The 19,313-nt window shown below is 66.6% G+C and carries 16 protein-coding genes; 12 read left to right on the top strand and 4 right to left on the bottom strand.

Going from position 1 to position 19,313, the window contains the following annotated elements:
- The first annotated feature begins 100 nt into the window (after positions 1 to 100).
- The 6 genes from ACOGXH_RS13915 to ACOGXH_RS13890 are packed head-to-tail and all read left to right on the top strand — an operon-like array spanning position 101 to position 7,274.
- The gene (locus tag ACOGXH_RS13915; RefSeq protein ID WP_419929692.1) at positions 101 to 1,495 is read left to right on the top strand and encodes a phenylacetate--CoA ligase family protein; all 1,395 of its coding nucleotides are present in this window, start codon (positions 101 to 103) and stop codon (positions 1,493 to 1,495) included.
- Positions 1,492 to 2,364 (top strand): amidohydrolase family protein, encoded by an 873-nt coding sequence (locus tag ACOGXH_RS13910; protein WP_419929691.1) that lies wholly within the window; start codon positions 1,492 to 1,494, stop codon positions 2,362 to 2,364. Before ACOGXH_RS13915 ends, ACOGXH_RS13910 begins: the two co-directional genes overlap by 4 nt.
- 1 nt (position 2,365) lies before the next feature.
- Positions 2,366 to 4,492, top strand: a complete 2,127-nt coding sequence (locus tag ACOGXH_RS13905; protein WP_419929690.1) for an acetate--CoA ligase family protein — start codon at positions 2,366 to 2,368, stop codon at positions 4,490 to 4,492.
- A 13-nt stretch (positions 4,493 to 4,505) separates the two neighbouring features.
- Complete coding sequence (locus tag ACOGXH_RS13900) at positions 4,506 to 5,270, top strand: SDR family NAD(P)-dependent oxidoreductase (RefSeq protein WP_419929689.1); 765 nt, start codon at positions 4,506 to 4,508, stop codon at positions 5,268 to 5,270.
- A gap of 25 nt (positions 5,271 to 5,295) precedes the next feature.
- Positions 5,296 to 6,075, top strand: a complete 780-nt coding sequence (locus ACOGXH_RS13895; RefSeq protein ID WP_419929688.1) for a CPBP family intramembrane glutamic endopeptidase — start codon at positions 5,296 to 5,298, stop codon at positions 6,073 to 6,075.
- A gap of 5 nt (positions 6,076 to 6,080) precedes the next feature.
- Entirely contained in the window at positions 6,081 to 7,274 is a 1,194-nt protein-coding gene (locus tag ACOGXH_RS13890) for an amidohydrolase family protein (RefSeq protein ID WP_419929687.1), read from the top strand.
- A gap of 3 nt (positions 7,275 to 7,277) precedes the next feature.
- Here ACOGXH_RS13890 and ACOGXH_RS13885 read toward each other — a convergent pair whose 3' ends face one another.
- The 4 genes from ACOGXH_RS13885 to ACOGXH_RS13870 form a co-directional block, all read right to left on the bottom strand.
- Entirely contained in the window at positions 7,278 to 8,027 is a 750-nt protein-coding gene (locus ACOGXH_RS13885; protein ID WP_419930378.1) for an SDR family NAD(P)-dependent oxidoreductase, read from the bottom strand.
- 115 nt (positions 8,028 to 8,142) lie between these two features.
- Complete coding sequence (locus ACOGXH_RS13880; RefSeq protein WP_419929686.1) at positions 8,143 to 9,042, bottom strand: 1,4-dihydroxy-2-naphthoyl-CoA synthase; 900 nt, start codon at positions 9,040 to 9,042, stop codon at positions 8,143 to 8,145.
- 9 nt (positions 9,043 to 9,051) lie between these two features.
- Positions 9,052 to 10,155, bottom strand: coding sequence for a hypothetical protein (locus tag ACOGXH_RS13875; protein WP_419929685.1), 1,104 nt, complete (start codon positions 10,153 to 10,155; stop codon positions 9,052 to 9,054).
- A 46-nt stretch (positions 10,156 to 10,201) separates the two neighbouring features.
- On the bottom strand, positions 10,202 to 11,548 hold the full coding sequence (locus ACOGXH_RS13870) for an MFS transporter (protein WP_419929684.1): 1,347 nt from the start codon (positions 11,546 to 11,548) through the stop codon (positions 10,202 to 10,204).
- Positions 11,549 to 11,712: 164 nt separating this feature from the next.
- Here ACOGXH_RS13870 and ACOGXH_RS13865 point away from each other — a divergent pair, with 164 nt between their 5' ends.
- From ACOGXH_RS13865 to ACOGXH_RS13840, 6 genes are all read left to right on the top strand, one after another.
- Positions 11,713 to 13,086 carry an aspartate aminotransferase family protein gene (locus ACOGXH_RS13865; RefSeq protein ID WP_419929683.1) on the top strand — a complete coding sequence of 458 codons (1,374 nt, stop codon included), beginning with the start codon at positions 11,713 to 11,715 and terminating at the stop codon, positions 13,084 to 13,086.
- A 34-nt stretch (positions 13,087 to 13,120) separates the two neighbouring features.
- Positions 13,121 to 15,121, top strand: coding sequence for an ABC transporter substrate-binding protein (locus ACOGXH_RS13860; protein WP_419929682.1), 2,001 nt, complete (start codon positions 13,121 to 13,123; stop codon positions 15,119 to 15,121).
- A 712-nt stretch (positions 15,122 to 15,833) separates the two neighbouring features.
- A complete protein-coding gene (locus ACOGXH_RS13855) occupies positions 15,834 to 16,607 on the top strand; it encodes an ATP-binding cassette domain-containing protein (protein WP_419930377.1) in 774 nt (257 codons plus the stop codon).
- Positions 16,607 to 17,671: an ABC transporter permease gene (locus tag ACOGXH_RS13850; protein WP_419929681.1), complete on the top strand. Its 1,065-nt coding sequence runs from the start codon at positions 16,607 to 16,609 to the stop codon at positions 17,669 to 17,671. The genes ACOGXH_RS13855 and ACOGXH_RS13850 overlap by 1 nt, the downstream gene beginning before the upstream one ends.
- Complete coding sequence (locus tag ACOGXH_RS13845; RefSeq protein WP_419929680.1) at positions 17,668 to 18,597, top strand: phosphate acyltransferase; 930 nt, start codon at positions 17,668 to 17,670, stop codon at positions 18,595 to 18,597. The genes ACOGXH_RS13850 and ACOGXH_RS13845 overlap by 4 nt, the downstream gene beginning before the upstream one ends.
- A 91-nt stretch (positions 18,598 to 18,688) precedes the next feature.
- On the top strand, positions 18,689 to 19,312 hold the full coding sequence (locus ACOGXH_RS13840; RefSeq protein ID WP_419929679.1) for a TetR/AcrR family transcriptional regulator: 624 nt from the start codon (positions 18,689 to 18,691) through the stop codon (positions 19,310 to 19,312).
- The last annotated feature ends 1 nt before the right edge of the window (position 19,313 follow it).

Raw genomic sequence — 19,313 nt, 5'->3', positions numbered from 1 at the left:
GGCATCGTGCAGTGGCCGGGTTCGCGGTCTGTCGCCGCCTAGCTCGGCGCGGGTACCGTGGCTGTTCTATGAGCACGGGGCATGGCGCGGGAATGCGGCTATGAGCACGGGGATGCGCCGCCCGCACCAGCTGGACTACGACGCCATCGAGCGCCTTTTCCCCCCGCCGCCGGAGTACTTCGAGACCACATTCTTCGAAGATCCCGACACCATTGCCCGCAAGCAGCTACTGCGCCTCCAAGACCGGGCCCAGCGGGCCTGGCAGGTGCCCTTCTTCCGCAAGCGCTGGGAGGCGGCCGGCTTCCACCCCGACCAGCTCCACACCGTCGACGACCTTTGGAAGGCCCCGGCCTACACCGTGGACGACATCCGGGCCTCCATCAACGAGAACCCCCCGCTGGGCGACTACCAGAGCATCGGTTTGGAAGACGCCCGCAACGAGCCCATGCGGTTGTACGTGTCGGGCGGGACCACCGGGCGGTCCCGGCCCACCCTCTACACCGCCTGGGACCGGGAGGTGGGGGCCATCACCATGGCCCGAGCCCTGTACGCCGAGGGGATCCGCCCCGGAGACGTGGTTATCAACGCCTGGGCCTACTCCACCCACAACGGCGCCCACGCCTTCGACGAGGCGCTCTACCGCTGGCTCAACTGCGTGGTCCTCACCACGGGCACCGGCAATGTGACCTCCACCCGCAAGCAGGTGGAGCTGGCCCACGAGTACGGGGCGGCCGCCATCTTGACCACCGGCGACTACATGCTGAAGATGGCCGAGACCGCGGTGGAGATGGGCCTCGACCCCAAGGCCGACTTCAACATCCGGGCCCTGCCCGGCGGCCACATCGGCGATGCCGAACGGGTCAAAGAGGTGTGGGGGGTGACCCCCGCCCAGCCCTACGGCTTCCACGAGGTGCAGAACGTGTCCATCGAGTGTCCGCTGCGCAACGGCCAACTCCACATCTTCGAGGACTGCTTCGTGGTGCAGGTGGTGGACGTGGAGACCGGCGAGCAGGTGCCCGACGGCACCCAGGGGGCGCTGGTGATTACAGAGATCTACAAGACCGGCTCGCCCCAGTTCCGCTACAACATCATGGACCTGTCGTTTTTGTACCCGCCGGGCCAGTGCGAGTGCGGCTCGTGGCTGCGGCGCATGGGGCCGTTCGCCGGGCGGGGCGACAACATGGTCAAGCTGCGGGGGGTGAACGTGTGGCCCGAGGCCATCGGCGACGTGATCAGCGATGTGGCCGGGGTGACCGAGGACTTCTTCTGCCGGGCGGTTCGGGCTGGCGATCGCGACGAGATGATCGTGATGGTGGCCAGCGACGCCCCCACCGACGAGTTTGCGGCGGTGGCCGAGCGGGTTGAAGCCCGGATCAAGGAGGTCATGAGCGTGCGGATGACCGCCGAGGTGGTGCGCCCCGGCGAGCTGGACGACCTCACCGGCATGGCCACCGGTGCGGCCAAGCTGGTGCGCTTCAAGGACGAGCGGCCATGAGTGCCGCTGCCCCGGCCAGCGGCGCCATCGACTACTGGTGCAACCGATTCTTCCCTGAGCAGGCTGACATCTGGAACGCCGCGGTGGGGGCTACCGGCATCGCAGTGAAGTTCCGCACCGACGGCAACGACTCTTTCTGCGACACCGAGACCATGGTGGCCCGCATGGACGAGCTGGGCATCGCTGCGGTGATTATGACCGTGGCCCATCGGCCCGCCCATCCCGAGACCACCGACTTCGAGCTGGTGGCTGCCCAGCCCGTTGACCTGGAGCGGTTGGCCGCCGATTACCCGGGCCGGTTCTTCGGCCAGTGGTCCATCGATCCCCGCACCGGCATGGCCGGGGTGGACGAGGCCGCCGCCATGCTGAATGAGCCCTGGTGCGTGGGCCTGCACACCCACACCCACAGCTTCGACCGCCGCTTCGACCACGCCGACTTCTACCCCTACTACGCCCTTTGCGCCACCCACGACGTGCCCTTCGTGATGCAGGCAGGCACGTCTGGCGGCCTCATGCCCAGCGAGTGCGGGGTGCCCGTCGGCATCGATCGGCCCGCCCTGTACTTCCCTCAAGTGCGGTTCGTACTGTCGCACACCGGCTGGCCGTGGGTGGCTGAGTGCATCGCCATGGCCCTCAAGTTTCCCAACGTGTACCTGGGCACCTCGGTGTACCCGCCCCGGCACTGGTCGGACGAGCTGGTGGAGTTCATGAACCGGGCTGGTCGCCGCAAGTGCCTGTGGGGAACCGGATTCCCTGCGGCTGGCCACCGCCACTGCCTGGACCAGCTCCAGGAGTTGGACCTGGGCGATGAGGCCCGGGCCAACCTGCTCGGCGACACCGCCCGACGGGTGTTCACTCGCCTGGGATGACGTGACCGTCCCCGAGCCAGAAGTCAAGGCCCTGCTCGCTGATACCGGGGTAGTAGTGCCCAAAGGCGTGGTGGCGGCCTACGACGACGCGGTGGCCAACCCCTCGCTGCTGGCCGACATGGTGGCGGCCTACGGGCTGAGCGAGCCTCTGGTGCTGAAGGGCTTCGGCGGCAGCGTGGTTCACAAGAGCGATGTGGGCGCGGTGCGCATGGGGGTGGCCGCCTACGAGCTGAACTACGAGGCCTCCCAGATGGCGGTGGCGGTGGCCGAAGCTAGGGGGCACATCCACGGGTTCCTGGTGGAGGAGCAGGCGGCGGCCGGGGTGGAGCTGCTGGTTGGGGTGGTGGACCGGCCCCCGTTCGGCCCGGTGGCCGCCCTCGGATTGGGGGGCACCCTCACCGAAGTGCTCGACGAGGTGGTGCTGCGGCTGGCCCCCATCTCCCGAGCTGACGCCGAGGCAATGGTGACCGGATTCAAGGGGGCCGAGCTGTTGGGCGGCTTCCGGGGCCAGCCGCCCGTGGACGTTGACTCGCTCATCGAGCTGTTGTTGGCCGTGGCCGGCCCCGATGGGCTGGCGGTGCACCTTGGCGGCCATCTGGCCGAGCTGGAGTGCAACCCAGTGATCGCCACCCCGAACGGTTCAATGGCGGTGGACGCCCGGCTCATCCTCCGGAACGCCACCGCCGAGGTTCCCTCGGAGTCGCCGCTCACCGACTTCGGACCGCTGTTCGCCCCCCGGGGCATCGCGGTGGCCGGGGCCTCCACCAGCCGGCCCGGATTCGGCAACACCTTCCTCACCGCCTACAAAGAGCTGGGCTGGGGGCCGGGCACGCTGTGGGCGGTGCATCCCAAAGCATCTGAGATCGACGGCGTACCCGCGGTGCCAACTGTGGCCGACATCGACGGCGAGGTCGACTACGTGGTGGGCGCGGTGCCCGCCGCCGCGTGCGCCGATCTGGTGAGGGGAGCGGCGGGCAAGGCCAAGTTCGTCCACGTGATCAGCGGCGGGTTTCGGGAGGCCAGCGGGGAGGGCGCTGATCTGGAAGATGCTTTAGGTGAGGTCGCCCGAGAGTCGGGGGTGCGGGTGCTCGGCCCCAACTGCCTGGGGGCCTACAGCCCAGCCGGACGACAGACGTTCTTGCGCAACGCCCCCACCGAAATAGGCCGGGTGTCCATGATCTCCCAGAGCGGAGGTCTGGCTGGCGACATGGTCAAGGGCGGGGCCATCCGGGGTATCCGCCTGTCCAAGCTGTGTACCGTCGGCAACTGCATCGACGTCACCCCCGGCGAACTTCTGGAGTGGCTGGTGGACGACCCCGACACCGGGATCATCGGCATGTACCTGGAGGATCCCCGCGACGGCCGCCGCCTCTACGACGCCCTCCACAAGGCCAAGGGCCACAAGCCGGTGGTGATCCTGGTGGGGGGTCGCACGACTCAGGGCCGGGGAGCGGCCATATCCCACACCGGAGCGCTGGTGGCCGACGACCGGATATGGGAAGCCATCAGCGCATCGACCGGCGTCAGTGTCGTAAGCACCATCGAGGACTTGCTGTCGTCGGTCGCCTATCTCCAGCGTTGGGCCGACGTCGACATCAGCGGCGACCTCGACACCCTGGTGCTGGGAGTGGGCGGGGGTGCCTCGGTGCTGGGCACCGACGCGGCCGATAGGGCCAGTTTGGTCACCACCACCGTCAGCGACCAGGGCCAGCAAGCCCTCCGCGATCTGGGCTACGGCGTGGGGGCCAGTGTCCGCAACCCAATCGAGATCGGCTTCGGCCCGGTGTCGGAGCCCGATGTGCTGGTGCAGGCCCTCGACCCCATCCTGGAGGTTCAGCCCTATCCCGACGTGGTGATCCACACCAACGTCCAAGCCTTCTACAGCTACGCCGGCGACGGCATCGAGCGCCTGTTCCCCATAATCGAGACGACCGCCGCCCGAGGCTGGCCCCACTCCCGGATGTGCCTGGTGCTCCGCAACATCGACTGCGCCCCACCCGAGACCGCGGCTCGCATCCAGCAGACCTGCCTAGACGCCAACCTTCCCACCGTCACCCGCTTCGCCGAGGCCATGACCGCCGTCGCCACCGCCAAACGCCACGCCCGCAACCGCGCCCTCGCCGGATAGCTACCATCGCCCTATGCCTGCTGAGAATGAGTTTGCCGGTCGGGTGGCGCTGGTCACGGGGGCGGCGGGGGCGGCCATCGGGTCGACCACTTGTCGGTCGCTGGCCTCATATGGGGCCGGGATTGTGGTATTGGACAACCACGAGCGCCGCACCCATGAGATGGCTGAGGCGCTGCGGGAGGCCTATGACGTGCCGGTGATGGCCGCGGTGGCCGACATCGGCGACCGGGAGCACATGGCCAAGACCATGGATGAGGTCTACGCCGAAATGGGGTCAGTGGACATCTTGGTGAACAGCGCGGCGGTCAATGTGCAGGGGAGCATCTTCGACTATAAGCCCGAGGACTGGGACTGGGTCATCGGCGTGGATCTGACCGCCTGTTGGTGGCTGATCTGGCGCACCATCGGAGCGATGCGGGATCGCCAGTGGGGCCGCATCGTTAACGTCTCCTCGGTGGCCGCCTATCTGGGGGGCAACGGGCGGGAGGGGCCGTACGCCGCCGCTAAGGCTGCACTCAACGACGTCACCCGAGGAGTCGCCATCGAAGGCGGGCCCCACAACATCCGGGCCAACGCCGTGGCGCCCGGCCTGATCCGCTCCAAGTGGGTGGACGCCCAGGCCGAGCACTACGAGTCGTTCAAGGAGGAGACCCCACTGCGCCGCCACGGCGAGCCCGAGGACGTGTCCAACACCATCGCCTTTCTGTGCAGCGACGAGTCGGCCCACATCACCGGCCAGGTGATCAACATCTCCGGCGGGTGGTACCTCACCCCGTGACGCTCGGCCCATTGAGTCCTGGCCGATGAGCGGGATCGGCGGCCGGATTCGGGCCGCGGCTCCGGCGCCGGGAGAGCTTGACCGCAACGCGGTCGTGCTGATCCTGCTGGCCATCGGCACCGTCATCGCCATCCGCTACGGCGGACTGTCGTCCACCACCGACTGGCTGACTACTGCCCTCGATGGCGTGGCCCTCGACGGATTGTCCAACCGTTTCGACCGGGCCCTGGGCCAATCCGAACACGCCGGCTTCAACCGCCGAATCTATTGGGGGCTGTTCCGCTGGGTGGTGTATGTGGCGCCCGCCGTGCTGGTGGCCCGCTACGTGCTGCGCACCCGCCTGCGCGACCTCGGCCTCAAAGCTGGCCCCGAACTCCGCCGCCACGCCCCCCTCTACCTGGGCCTGTATCTGCTGCTGCTGCCGTTCGTGGTGGCGGCCAGCTTCAACGGCGAATTCCAGGACACCTACCCGTTCTACGAGCCGCCCCCCGGCATCGGCTACTGGCCCCGCTTCTACATTTGGCAGGCGGTGTACGCCGGGCAGTTCCTGGCCCTGGAGTTCTTCTTCCGCGGCGTGCTGGTCCACGGCCTGGCCCGCCGTTTCGGGGCCATGGCCGTGTTCATCGCCCTCATCCCCTACGTGATGATCCACTTGACGAAGCCCCTGGCCGAGGCCCTCGGGTCCATCGTGGCCGGAACCGTTCTCGGCTTCCTCAGCCTCCGCACCGGCTCGGTGTACTTGGGCGCCGCCCTCCACTTCGCCGTCGCCCTAACGATTGACCTACTCGTATTGGCCGTAAGCTGAACCCCATGGCCGACCTCGGCTACCGCACGTTCGACTCCGACAACCACTACTACGAGGCCCCCGACTGCTTCAGCCGCCACATCGAGTCTCGTTACGCGGAAATGGCCATTACCGCCAGCCAGAGGGCCGACGGGGAGTGGGAAGTCAAAGTGGGCGACCGGCCCTACAACTTCATGCACGTGAAGTTCGACAAGACCAACGCTCCGGGCTCCATGTACGAGATGTTCAAGGCCAAGCGCGACAATCCCGACCTGAGCTGGGGCGACGCCTACACCACCGAGAACATGCTCCCCGCCTACAAGCAGCCCGACGCCCGCCTCGACCTGCTCGATAGCCAGGGCGTGGAGTGGGCCATCCTGCTCCCCACCTTCGGGGTGTCGGTGGAGGAGTACATGGTTGACGACGTGGAGCAGACCTACGCCAACCTGCGGGCCTTCAACCGGTGGCTGGAAGACGACTGGGGCTACGTCCACCAAGACCGTCTGTTCACCCCGCCGCTTTTGTCGCTGCTGGAACGGGAGCACGCCATCGAAGAGCTCGACCGGGTGCTGGAGGCCGGGGCCCGCATCGTGCACCTGCGGCCTTGCCCGTGGGGCGGCGAGGGCCGCTCGATCGCCGACCCCTACTACGACCTGTTCTGGGCCCGCCTCAACGAGGCCCAGATCCCGGTGGCGTTCCACATCTCCGATCTGCGCTACGGGGATTTGGCCGTGCGCATGGGCGACGACCCGGCGGCCAACGTGCGGGAGATGTCGGCCTTCCAGTGGGCCTTCCTCCACGGCGACCGCCCCATCATGGAGACGTTCGGGGCGCTGCTCTACGGCAACATGCACGCCCGTTTCCCCGACCTCAACTTCTTGAGCATCGAGAACGGCTCCGACTGGGTCCACTACCTGCTCACCCTGATGGACAAGAAGAAGGGCATGGCCCGCTTCGGCCCCTGGCCCGCCGGCCGCCCCGCTGGGCGCATGAGCGAGATCTTCAAGCAGTGCTGCTTCGTGTCCCCCTACCCCGAAGACGACGTGGAGGCCCTAACCGACCGCATCGGCGCCTCCCAGGTACTGTTCGGCTCCGACCACCCCCACCCTGAGGGCATCGCCGACCCCAACTCCTTCATCAACCTCATCGCCAACCGCCCCGAGCCCGAACAGCGCCTCATCATGCGCGACAACGCCGCCACCCTCTTCAAGGTCGCCTGAACCTCACCGCGCGGGGACGAAACCGCCGTCGACGATGATGCATTGGCCGGTGATGTAGCTGCCGGCGTCGGAGGCCAGGAGGAGGGCGGTGCCGACGAGCTCGTCGGGGTGGCCGATGCGGCCGATGTGGCTGAGGTCGGCCATGCGGCCCATGGCCTCGGGTCCGGTGTTGCGGGTCATGGTGGTGTCCACGGTGCCGGGGGCGATGGCGTTCACCCGGATGCCTCGGGCGGAGTACTCGCCGGCCATGGTCCGGGTGTACGACAGCAGGCCCGCCTTGGCCGCCGAGTACATGGAGGTGTTACCCGCCGGGATGTAGGCCCCCACCGAGATCACGTTGATCACCGAGGCGTGGTCGGATTCCAAGAGCGACGGCAGGCAGCGCTGGAACAAGAAGAACGGCCCCCGCAGGTTGACGGTAAAGGACTTGTCCCAGATCTCGGGGGTGATGTCCTCCATGGGAACGCCCAGCGGGTTGGCGGCGTTGTTCACCAGGATGTCGATCTGGCCGTAGTGCTCCAGGGTGGCGTCGACCAGCTGGTTCACGCTGTCGAGGTCGCCCATGTGGACAGGCACGGCCAGCGCCTCGCCCTCGGCCTCGGCGATCTCGGCCACGGCCAGATCGCAGGCGTCGGCCTTGCGGCTGGCCACCACCACCTTGGCCCCTTGGGCGGCGAAACCGTGGGCGATGGACAGCCCGATGCCCCGGCTGCCCCCGGTGACGATGGCCACCCGCCCCGACAGGTCGAACATTGTGGCCGCATCCAGCGACGCCGAGTCTGGCCGGGGGGCCAAACGCGGGTCAGTAGTGGTATCAGCAGCGGAGGGGTCGGCCATGGCCGAACCCTAGAGCCAGATTCGAACAGGACTAGAAGTGATACGGGAACTTCGAGAAATCGGCGTCGCGCTTCTCGAGGAACGAGTCCCGGCCCTCGGCGGCCTCGTCGGTGCCGTAGGCCAGCCGGGTGGCCTCCCCGGCGAACACCTGTTGGCCCACCAGTCCGTCGTCGATGAGATTGAAGGCGAACTTCAGCATGCGCTGGGCAGTGGGGCTCTTGGCGTTCACCGCCGCGGCCCACTCCAAGGCCACCTGCTCCAGCTCGGCGTGGGGCACCACTGCGTTGACCATCCCCATCTCGTAGGCCTCGGCCGCGGTGTAGGCCTTGCCCACGAAGAACACCTCCCGGGCCCGCTTCTGACCCACTTGGCGGGCCAGGTAGGCCGAGCCGAAACCGCCGTCAAAGCTGGCCACATCGGCATCGGTCTGCTTGAACATGGCGTGTTCGGCCGATGCCAAGGTCATGTCACTCACCACGTGCAGGCTGTGGCCCCCGCCGGCCGCCCACCCCGGCACCACGGCGATCACCACCTTGGGCATGAACCGGATGAGGCGCTGCACCTCCAAGATGTGCAGGCGTCCGGTGCGGGCGTCGTCCACCGTGTCGGCCGTTTCGCCGCTGGCGTACTGGTAGCCGTCGGCTCCCCGGATTCGCTGGTCGCCCCCGGAGCTGAACGCCCACCCGCCGTCGTCCGGCGACGGCCCGTTGCCGGTGAGCAGCACGGTGCCCACGTCGGGGGTCATGCGGGCGTGGTCCAGGGTGCGGTAAAGCTCGTCCACCGTGTGAGGCCGGAAGGCGTTGCGCACCTCGGGACGGTCAAAGGCGATTCGCACCGTGGCCTGGTTCACGGCGCGGTGATAGGTCACGTCGGTCAGGTCAAACCCCTCAACCGGCTTCCACTCTTCGGCGTCGAACAGCTCCGAAACCATTCCTCAAGACTACGGGCGAGGCACAAGAGGCCGGTATTCGAACCCGGCTGGTGCGTCGTCCCGCCAATCTTGGTAGGTCTCCTTGGCCTTGCTGGTGGCCCTCTTCCGCACGGTCTTGGCCACCTTCTTCTTGGCCTTCTCCGCCGACTTTGTGAGGGTGTAGTACTGCATCTCCTTGAACGCCCGGCGTCGGCCCATCTCCACCAGCGCCCGGGCCGCCATCAGCGTCTTTCCCGACCCCAGGGGCATGGCCACCCTCCCGGCGAACATCAGCGCCGAGCGCCAATCGCCCTGGCTCAGCGCGTACAGAGCCCGGGTGGTGTCCACGATCTCGCCCACCACCGGCAGCACCCCGGCGGCCTCCATGGCCCAGAACCCCACGTCGTCCCAGCCGAAGCCGTCCTTGCGGTGGTAGGCCCCGTGGGCGATGACCGCCGCGGCCGCCTCCCGCACCGCAGGCGGCAGGCTCTCATCGGCGGCGATGGCCTCGAAGTCGGCCTTGGACAAGAACCGGTCGGCTTTGGTGGGGTCGCCCTGGGCCGCAGTGTCGATTGCGGCCAGATAGGGCAGCAGCGTGGTGTAGGCCGACATCTTTGCCTCGAAGGCGTCGAGGTCGTCGAGGCTGATGCGCCCGTCTCCGCCGCTGGCCGAGAATCCCTCGGTGGGATCGGACAGGTAGTCGCGGTTGTTGCGGGCCGTGTCCACCATGGTGAACAGGCTGGGATTGGTGAGCAGGATCCGGGACGCCTCGCCCAACTCGTCGGTGCGGGTGACGAAGCCCTCCAAGTCGCCCCGCGACACGATGTGGTCGCCGCCCCACGCCTCGGGAGCGTCCCGCAGCACCTCGATGGCCCACAAAGCCAGGTTCAGCCCTTCGGGACCGAGCAGGATCATCTGAGCCCGCTGGGAGATGTCTTCCGAGTCGATCCGAAGCTGTTGGGCGATCCCGCCTAGCGACAGCTCTACCGGGTACTGCTCACCCCCCAGCCAATACTCCACCTCGGGCAGTACCGCAGCCCACCGTTGGCGCCGCCGGTCGATCTCGTCGGCGGCTACCAGGTAGCTGGTGGCCAGTCCAAAGGCCGCCTCGGCATCCATTCCCACAGTGGGCATACATGGAATATAGGGAAATTATTTGAAACTGGCTATAGGCAATTGGCTAAGCGGCCTTGCCGGGACCAGATCCGCCATTTCGCGAGAAGGACCGCGGTGGACGACGCAGCAGGTTCACAGCCATGGCCGATGCCCGCGTAGACCACGGAACGAACTCGCCTTGCTCATCCACCGGGACGCCTTCTCGGGCCACGATCCGCCACCCGGTGTAGGCCACCACCACGGCATGGGCCCCCACCAGCACCAGAAAGAAGGTCCAGGGGGCGGTCAAACTCATGACCACCCCGCCGGCCACCGGTCCAATTATCGAACCCACTCCGGCCATTCGTACGAGCGATGCGCTGGCTCCGTTCAGCTGCGACGACGGCACCCAGTCGCCGGTCAGGGCAATGGCCAGCGAATAGAGCGGGAAGGTGGCGCCACCGAAGCAGAACATGAGCACCAGCGACAGGGCCGAGCCCGGCTCGACCAAGGGCAGGATCCCGGCGATGGCGGCGGCCGCGGCGGCGGCGGCAAAGATCACAGCTCGACGAGACACCCGATCGGAAAGCGACCCCACGGGCCATTGGAAGGCGATGGCCCCCGCGGTGGCGGATACCAGGAAAAGGGCGATTCGGGAAGTGGGCAGGCCCTCGTAGGCGGCGTACACCGCGCCCACCCCCAGCAGTGCCCCGTGGCTGATGCCGGAGCAGAAGGCGGTGACCACCCCGGTGGGGGCCAGAGAGATGAGCTGGCGCAGCGACAGCGGCTCGGGCACGGTCAGCGGAGGAGCACTGGTGGCCGACAGCGTGATGGGTACCAGCGCGGCGGAGATGAGCGCCGAGGAAATCACGAACAGCTCGAAACTGAAGGGGTCACCCCCATTGAGCAGCAATTGGCCGAGGGTGAGCCCGCCCATCGACGACACCATGTACATCGACAGAAGCCGACCCCGGGTGGCGTTGGTGGCCATGTCATTCAGCCACGACTCCACCACCACCAAGACGCCGGCGATGCACAGACCGAACAGCATCCGCAGCAGTGCCCAAGCGGAGGGGTTGATCCATAGCAGATGGAGAATGGAGACCGCGGAGGCCACCGAGGCCAAGGCCGCGAACACCCGGATGTGGCCCACCGCGGCCAGGAAGTGCTCGGCCAGTCGCGTCCCGATCATGAACCCCAGATAGAAGCAGGCCATGACAAGGCCGCTGACCGCCAGGCCGAACCCCTCCGACTCGGTTCGCACGCCCAGCAGCACTCCCTGGAGGCCGCCGCCCACCTGAATGAAGAGCATTCCCACCAGCAGGGCTCGGGCCGCACCGAGGCCGCGTCCCTTGGGCCCTGTCTCGATAAGGGGTCCACCGACGATCCCGCCGTCGTCTTCCTCTAGCCGCCCGACGGCGTTCTCGGCCACTGCCGCTCAGCCTACCGACAAGACTCCTAAATCCCAGATGATCTTATTTATGCAATAACCTATAACATATGAATTAGAAGTTCTTGCAGACCTATTGCGCTCTCTAACTCATTTGTATAGCGTCTAACCCACGTAGCTCCACGGCTTCCAGGGGGGAGGGGTAGATGCTCGGTGACCGCGAGCGGGCACAACGCCACCTAATTCCCCATTTCACGCGGGGCGACGCTTGGCGGGCGGACGATCTGGTGGTGATCGACCGGGGCGAGGGCTGCTACGTGTGGGACGCCGACGGCAACCGCTACCTCGATGGTCTCGCCGGCCTTTTCTGCACCAACCTGGGCCACGGTCGAAGCGACCTGACTGCGGCGGCGGCCAAGCAGATGGACAAGCTGGCGTTCTACTCCAACTGGGGTTTCGCGCACCCTTCTTCCATTGAGGCGGCATCGATGATCGCCGCCGTGGCGCCCGGCGACCTCGACCGGGTGTTCTTTGTGAATTCCGGCTCTGAGGCGGTGGAGTCGGCTCTCAAATTCGCCCGCTGCTATCACTTGGCCAACGGCGAAGAGCAGCGCAACAAGGTGATCTCCCGCAACTGGGCCTACCACGGGACCTCGCTGGGCGCCTTGGCCCTGACCGGCATTCCCAACCTGCGAGATCCGTTCCTGCCCATGCTGGCCGGACCGGTGAGACACGTGCCCAACACGCTGGGCGTCCAACTCGAGGCCGGCCAATCGGCCGCTGAGCTGCCGTGCGTGACCGCCGTCGAAGAGGCGATCGTGGCCGAGGGCCCTGAGTCCGTGGCCATGGTGATCGCCGAGCCGGTGCAGAACGGCCGCGGCGCGTTGGTGCCCCCGGAGGGCTATTGGCGGGAGCTGCGCCGCATTTGCGACGCCTATGGCGTGCTGTTGTGCGCCGATGAGGTGATCAACTCGTTCGGACGTCTCGGCCATTGGTTCGGCAGCGAGCGCTTCGGCGCGGAGCCCGACATGATCACCTTCGCCAAAGGCGTCACCAGCGCCTATGTGCCCTTGGGCGGCCTCGTCGTCAGGAGCCCGCTGGTGGAACGGGTATGGGATTCCTCTCTGGCCATGTATGTCCACGGGTCCACATTCGGCGGCCATCCCGTATCCACCGCCGTCGCCGCCGCCAACATGACGGCGCTGCGCGACGAGAACGTCATGGCCAACGTGCTGGGCAACGAAGACCGCTTGGCGGCCGGACTGCGCGATCTGATGGCGGCCCACGCCTGCGTGAAGGACGTCCGGGGCACGGGCTACTTCTACGCCGTGGAGCTGATGCGCGACCGGGACAGCGGCACCGACCTAACCGAGGCCGAGTTCGCGTCGTTGTTGCCTGGCGGGGTGCTGGAGCGGTTCGTGAGGGAGGCGCGGGTGCTGGTGCGCCCAGACTCCCGGGGTGCGGCCATGTTGATGATCTCGCCGCCGCTGGTGGCCGACGCTGAAGTGATCGACGACCTGCTGAGCCGGGTCGACCAGGTGTTCAACCGCGTGAGCGGTTGGCTCAAGGCCTTGAAATGAGGCAATAGACATCCATCGAGATGGAGGAACCAATATGAAGCGACTACTGGCATTATTCATGGTGATGGGGTTGATCGTTGCGGCCTGCGGCAATGACGACGACGATGCCCCAGACGCCCCTGCTGCTCCCGAGGCCACTGAGGCTCCCGAAGCCCCTGCCCCTGACGACGAGATGATGCTCGACGAGCTGAACGTGGCGTACTTCTTGGAGTGGCCGACGGCCAACCAGGTAGCGCAGGCCCGCCAGACCTATGACGATGCTCTGGGTGTGACGGTGAACTGGATTCCGTTCGCATCGGGCGGCGACATGGCCCAGGCCATGGAGGCCGGCGACATCGACATCTCCTACTCCCAGGGGCTGACGCCGTTCGCCAACTTCGTGACCGGGGGTTCCGACCTGCTCCTCGTCGGCGTGGCGGTGAGCTATGCCGATGCCGACAACTGCGTGGCCAACCCCGACCTCGGCATCAACGCGGCCAACGCGGCGGAGACTCTGGCGGGCCAGAGCATCTACACGCCGCTGGGCAACGTGACGCACTTCAAGCTGTTGAAGATGCTCGAGTACCTGGGGGTGGACACCGCCTCGGTTGAGCTGATCCAGTCTGAGGGCGGCCCGGCTGCGGTGGCCGCGCTGGACTCGGGCGAGGTGGCCATGGCGTGCGCGTTCGGCGGCGCGGTCAACCAGATGATCGCCAACGGCGGCAACCTGGTGATGACCGGCTCCGAGCAGGAGGCCATCGGCATCCGCGTGTTCGACATCATCTCCACCACCGGCACGTTTGCCGCCGAGCATCCCGACGTCGTCACCACCTTCTTGCAGGTGACCGAGGACGCCAACGTGGCCTACAACGACGACCGGGAGCCGTTCATCGACATCATCGCCGGAGCTGCGGGCATGGAGCGTGCCCCGACCATCGCACTGTTGGACGCCTTCTCGTTCCCCGAGAGGGACGTGCAGCTCTCGCAGGCATGGCTCGGCGGGACGGTGCAGCAGGTGATGAAGGAGCAAATGGACTTCTTCGTTGCCCAAGGCGAGATTGAATCGGCGCTGCCCAGCTACGACTCCTTCGTCGACACCAGCTTCCTCGAGGCCGTCGAAGGACGGGCGAAGCCTGATGAGCTGAACGTGGCGTATTTCCTGGAGTGGCCGACGGCCAACCAGGTGGCCCAGGCCGAGCAGACCTATGACGATGTGCTGGGTTTGACGGTGAACTGGATTCCGTTCGCGTCGGGCGGCGATATGGCCCAGGCCATGGAGGCCGGCGACATCGACATCTCCTACTCCCAGGGTTTGACGCCGTTCGCCAACTTCGTGACCGGCGGTTCGGATCTTCTGTTGATCGGTGTGGCGGTGAGCTATGCCGATGCCGACAACTGCGTGGCCAACCCCGACCTCGGCATCACCGCGGACAATGCGGCGGAGACTCTGGCGGGCCAGAGCATCTACACGCCGCTGGGCAACGTGACGCACTTCAAGCTGTTGAAGATGCTCGAGTACTTGGGGGTGGACACCGCCTCGGTTGAGCTGATCCAGTCTGAGGGCGGCCCGGCTGCGGTGGCCGCGCTCGACTCGGGCGAGGTGGCCATGGCGTGCGCCTTCGGCGGCGCGGTGAACCAGATGATCGCCAACGGCGGCAACTTGGTGATGACCGGCTCCGAGCAAGAGGCCATTGGCATCCGCGTATTCGACATCATCTCCACCACCGGAGACTTTGCCGACACATATCCCAGCTTGTTGACGGGCTTCTTGCAGGTGACCGAGGACGCGAACCGGGCGTACAACGACAACCGGGATCCGTTTATCGACACCATCGCAGGAGCGGCTGGTATGGAGCGGGCGCCGACCATTGCACTGTTGGACGCCTTCTCGTTCCCCGAGAAGGACGTGCAGTTGTCGGAGGCCTGGCTTGGTGGCACTGTGCAGCAGGTGATGAAGGACCAGATGGACTTCTTCGTCGCCCAGGGCGAAATCGCCTCGGCGCTGCCCAGCTACGACAGCTTTGTCGACATCAGCTTCCTCCAAGCCGTCAACTGAGCACTGGCAGCGGGGGCGGGTGTAATCCCCTCCAAGCCCGCCCCCGCTAATGGCTCATCGCCAAACAGCTAAGTTCATTCTGGGTTGATCCTCTACGCCAAAGGCGGACGCTATGGATTCGTTTGTTCAGGGACTGGCCGACGTATACGACGGCATCACCTATGTGATCGCCCGGGGTGCGTACTGGCTCTCGGTCGCACTCCTTGCTGCCGCCGCCTTGGCGGTGCTGGTGATGGTGGTTGATCTGGCCATTACACCGGCCCGCCGTTTCAAGGGCGCGGATCGGGCCGCCCAGCCCCGTGACGGCATCATCCTGATCGGCCAGATCATGGCCGGCGTGGCCATTATCGGGGGCGTCGTACTGTCGTTCCGCGATACCGCGTCGCCGTGGCAGCCGGTGGTCTCGCTGGTGGGCGGGGCGGCGCTGCTGGCCATGCTGATGCTGTATCGGCGGGCCGACGAGGAGAGGCAGGCCGCCACGGCTTGGTACGTGTGGCTTGCCTTGGCGGCCAGCGCCACCATCGCGGTGATTTTGGCCTTCCTGCAGCGCGAGGACTCGTCGATTCCCTATATGGGGCTGCTGGTGGCGGCGCTGGTAATCGCCCGGGCATGGTTGACGCTGGCGCGGCCCGAGGTGCACTTCGATCCGTCCAAAGTGGAGGTCGCCCGGGAGTCCAAAACGGAGAGCCCCCTCGTCGTGGAGGAGCTCGGCATGGTGTACGAGCTGCCCGACGGAGGCGGAGTGGAGGCGCTCAAGGACGTCACGTTCACCCTTGAGCCGGGCCGGCTGCTCACCCTGCTGGGGCCGTCGGGGTGCGGCAAGACCACGCTTTTGAACATCATCGCCGGCTTCCTGGCCCCCACCTCCGGCGACGTGAGGCTGGGTAGTGAACCGATCACCGGACCGGGCCAAGACCGGGGCATGGTGTTCCAGCGGGGGGCGCTGTTCGAGTGGCTGAGCGTGAACGACAACGTGGGCTTCGGCGCTCGCATGAACGGGCGCTCCCGACCCGCTTCCCGCGAGGCAGTTCAGGACTTGCTGAACATCGTTGGGCTCCAGGACTTTGGCGACAAGGCCGTGTACGAGCTCTCCGGCGGGATGCAGCAGAGGGTGGCCTTGGCCCGATGTCTGGCCAACGATCCGAAGATCATCTTGATGGATGAGCCCCTGGGCGCCCTTGACGCGCTGACCCGAGAGAAGATGCAGAGCCTGGTGCTCAACCTGTGGAACGAGACCGGCAAGACCATCGTGCTGGTCACCCACAGCGTGGAGGAGGCGCTGTACTTGGGCGACCAGCTCTTTGTGATGGCGCCGCGGCCGGGCCGCATCGAGCGGACCTACGAGCTTCCCTTCGCCCAGGAGGCGCTGACCGCGGATGCCCGCGAGCTGAAGACGTCTCAGGAGTTCATCGACACCCGAGAGGAGATCCTCACGATGATCTGGGAGATGGAAGAACAGATCATGGGCACGGGAGGAGGTGCCTGATGGTAGAGGGACCGGGCGGGCACGCCGTGAAAGAGAACATCGAACAACAGAACCGCACCGCGAACTGGCCCTTCAACTGGCTGTTCCGGGGCAAGACCGGCCAGAGCACTCGCAAGACGGTGACCTTTGGCGACGCGGCCGAGGTCAGCGGTGCGCTGCGGTGGACCATTTTCAGCCTGATCGTGATCTTGGCTCTGTGGTTCATATCCACCCGGGTGTGGGGACTGCCCCAGGCCTGGTACGGCTACGCCGACGACGTGCGGGCCGGACTCTCCGAAGACGAGAGCTACGGCCAGCGCGACCTGCTGCGAGACTGCGACCGGGCAGCCGACGACCCGGGGGACTTCCCCGGGCTGCCCTCGTGCTCTTATACGCAGTGGCTCAGCGAGTCGACCCTTCCCAGTCCGGGCCAGGTGTGGGACGCCACCTGGGACTTCGCCCGCAACGGCTATAGCGGGTTCACCCTGTGGCAGCACCTGTGGCTGAGCTTCAGCCGCTTGGCCAAGGGCTTGTTCTGGGGGGTGGCCATCGGGGTGCCCATCGGTCTGGCCATGGGCCTCTCCAGCCGCTGGCGGGGCATCTTCGACCCCATCGTGGAGCTGTTGCGGCCCATCCCGCCGCTGGCGCTGATCCCCCTGTTCATCGTCTGGTTCGGCATCGGCGAGGAGGGCAAGGTGAACCTGCTCCTGTTCGCCGCCATCTGGATCATGATCATCGCCGCCCGATCCGGAGTGTTGGCGGTGAACACCACCAAGGTGCACGCCGCCTATTCGCTCGGCGCGTCCAAGGCCCAAGTGCTGCGCCATGTGATCCTGCCCAACGCGCTGCCGGAGATCTTCACCGGACTTCGAGTTGCCATTGGAGTGTGCTGGGGCACGCTGGTGGCCGCCGAGCTGCTTGGGGCCAGCTCCGGCCTCGGATTCACCATCTTCAAGGCCCGCCAGTTCTTCCTGCTCGATCTGATGTTGTCGGCGGTGATCCTCATCAGCATCCTCGGGGTGACCATGGACGTGGCCATGCGCATGGCTGAGAAGCGGCTCATCCCCTGGCGGGGCAAGGGTTGACCAAACTCGAGCCAGCCGCGGGCCACGTCCCCATCACCGAGTCGTGGCGCCAACGGGCGCGCGCCTCGAAACGGCGGGTGGTGCTGGCCGATGGCAGCGACGAACGAGCCCAGGCCGCCGCCCGGTATCTGGAACGCGAGGGTCTGGCCGAACCCGTGATCCTCGACGACCCAGCGAACTACTGCTCGCCAGCGGTGCAAGAGCAGATTGCGATTTCGCCAAAAGGCGAGAAAATCGATTTGGGCGATCCACTCCACGTCGCCGCCCTCATGGTGGCGGCCGGCGAGGCCGATGCCTGTGTAGGGGGCGCGAGCCGGCCTACGCCCGATGTGGTGAGGACTGCCCTGAATTGCATCGGCTTGGCATCGGACGTCGAAACCATCAGCAGTTGTTTTCTCTTCGTGCTGCCCGACGGGACCCCGATCACCTATGGCGATTGCGGAGTGGTCCCCGATCCCAGTCCCGACCAGCTCGCCTCCATTGCGATCTCGACGGCCACCACCCATGAGCAGCTGGCGGGGGAGAGGGCCCGGGTGGCCATGCTGTCGTACTCCACCAAGGGGAGTGCCGACGGCTCGCGGGTGGATCGGGTGCGCTCGGCCACTGAAATAGTGCGCCAGCGGATGCCGGCGCTGGCCGTCGACGGGGAAATGCAGTTCGACGCGGCCTGGGATCAGCAGGTGGCGGCGGCCAAGGCACCCGACTCGGAGGTTGCCGGCCGGGCCAACGTGTTCGTTTTTCCCGATCTCGACTCGGGAAACATCGCCTACAAGATCACCGAGCGCCTCGCTGGAGCTCGGGCCTATGGACCGCTGCTTCAGGGAACCGCTCGGGTGATCCACGACCTGTCACGGGGTTGCAGCGCCGACGACATCGCCACGGTGGCCGTGATCGCGGCTTGTCAGGCGGCGAAGGGCTGCCCCTGATGTCAATGCACTCTAACAATTTCGCTATAGCTGCTAACTTGCCTGCCATCCACCCCTGGGAATCGGGAGCGGGCAGGGAAGGACGGGGGATATGACTCAACGCAAGGGAGCTAAGTCTCCGGAGCGGCTGCCGCTGGACAGCGCCAGGGTGATCGCCACCGCTGCGAGAATCGCCGACAGCGAAGGGCTCGATCGGCTGACCCTGACCCGGGTGGCCGAGGAGCTCGGCGTGCGCCAGCCGGCTCTGTACCGCCACATCGGCGGATACGACGACCTCCTCCGCAGCCTCAGCCTGCGGGGACGGGAGATTCTGGCCCAGCGGCTGGCCGATGCCGCAGTGGGCCTCTCGGGAGACGACTCGGTAGCGGCGGTGGGCCACGCCTGGCGGCAGATGGTTCGGGATCATCCCGGCATCTACGCGGCCACCGATCGCTACCCGTGCGCCGGCGACGATGAGTTGGAAGCGGCGGTGGAGTGGGTGCTGGCCGTACTGGGCCAAACCCTGCGGGGCTACGACCTCACCGAGGAAGACCAGGTGCACGCGGCCCGCGCTCTGCGCAGCGCCTTTCACGGTTTCAGCCATCTCGAATCAGGCGATGGTCATCCCCTGCCCCACGATCCCGAGGACACCTTCGACCACCTCGTGCAGCTGCTGTGCGCCGGAATCCAGCGGCTCTCTCGCAAGCCCCAGATGAGCACAGGAGTTGTGGAGTGAA

Origin of the sequence: Candidatus Poriferisocius sp. (assembly GCF_965208355.1) — a bacterium.
GTDB lineage: Bacteria > Actinomycetota > Acidimicrobiia > Acidimicrobiales > Bin134 > Poriferisocius.
Note: the sequence above shows the minus strand (reverse complement) of the source record. Positions and strands in the feature narration are given on the sequence as shown.

Excerpts from the sequence above, each read along its gene's own strand:
- ACOGXH_RS13865 (WP_419929683.1), top strand. The coding sequence starts at position 11,713 with ATGCTCGGTGACCGCGAGCGGGCACAACGCCACCTAATTCCCCATTTC.
- ACOGXH_RS13855 (WP_419930377.1), top strand. The coding sequence starts at position 15,834 with ATGGTGTACGAGCTGCCCGACGGAGGCGGAGTGGAGGCGCTCAAGGAC.
- ACOGXH_RS13840 (WP_419929679.1), top strand. The coding sequence starts at position 18,689 with ATGACTCAACGCAAGGGAGCTAAGTCTCCGGAGCGGCTGCCGCTGGAC.
- ACOGXH_RS13895 (WP_419929688.1), top strand. The coding sequence starts at position 5,296 with ATGAGCGGGATCGGCGGCCGGATTCGGGCCGCGGCTCCGGCGCCGGGA.
- ACOGXH_RS13910 (WP_419929691.1), top strand. The coding sequence starts at position 1,492 with ATGAGTGCCGCTGCCCCGGCCAGCGGCGCCATCGACTACTGGTGCAAC.
- ACOGXH_RS13915 (WP_419929692.1), top strand. The coding sequence starts at position 101 with ATGAGCACGGGGATGCGCCGCCCGCACCAGCTGGACTACGACGCCATC.
- ACOGXH_RS13900 (WP_419929689.1), top strand. The coding sequence starts at position 4,506 with ATGCCTGCTGAGAATGAGTTTGCCGGTCGGGTGGCGCTGGTCACGGGG.
- ACOGXH_RS13860 (WP_419929682.1), top strand. The coding sequence starts at position 13,121 with ATGAAGCGACTACTGGCATTATTCATGGTGATGGGGTTGATCGTTGCG.
- ACOGXH_RS13890 (WP_419929687.1), top strand. The coding sequence starts at position 6,081 with ATGGCCGACCTCGGCTACCGCACGTTCGACTCCGACAACCACTACTAC.
- ACOGXH_RS13850 (WP_419929681.1), top strand. The coding sequence starts at position 16,607 with ATGGTAGAGGGACCGGGCGGGCACGCCGTGAAAGAGAACATCGAACAA.
- ACOGXH_RS13875 (WP_419929685.1), bottom strand. The coding sequence starts at position 10,155 with ATGCCCACTGTGGGAATGGATGCCGAGGCGGCCTTTGGACTGGCCACC.
- ACOGXH_RS13885 (WP_419930378.1), bottom strand. The coding sequence starts at position 8,027 with ATGTTCGACCTGTCGGGGCGGGTGGCCATCGTCACCGGGGGCAGCCGG.
- ACOGXH_RS13880 (WP_419929686.1), bottom strand. The coding sequence starts at position 9,042 with ATGGTTTCGGAGCTGTTCGACGCCGAAGAGTGGAAGCCGGTTGAGGGG.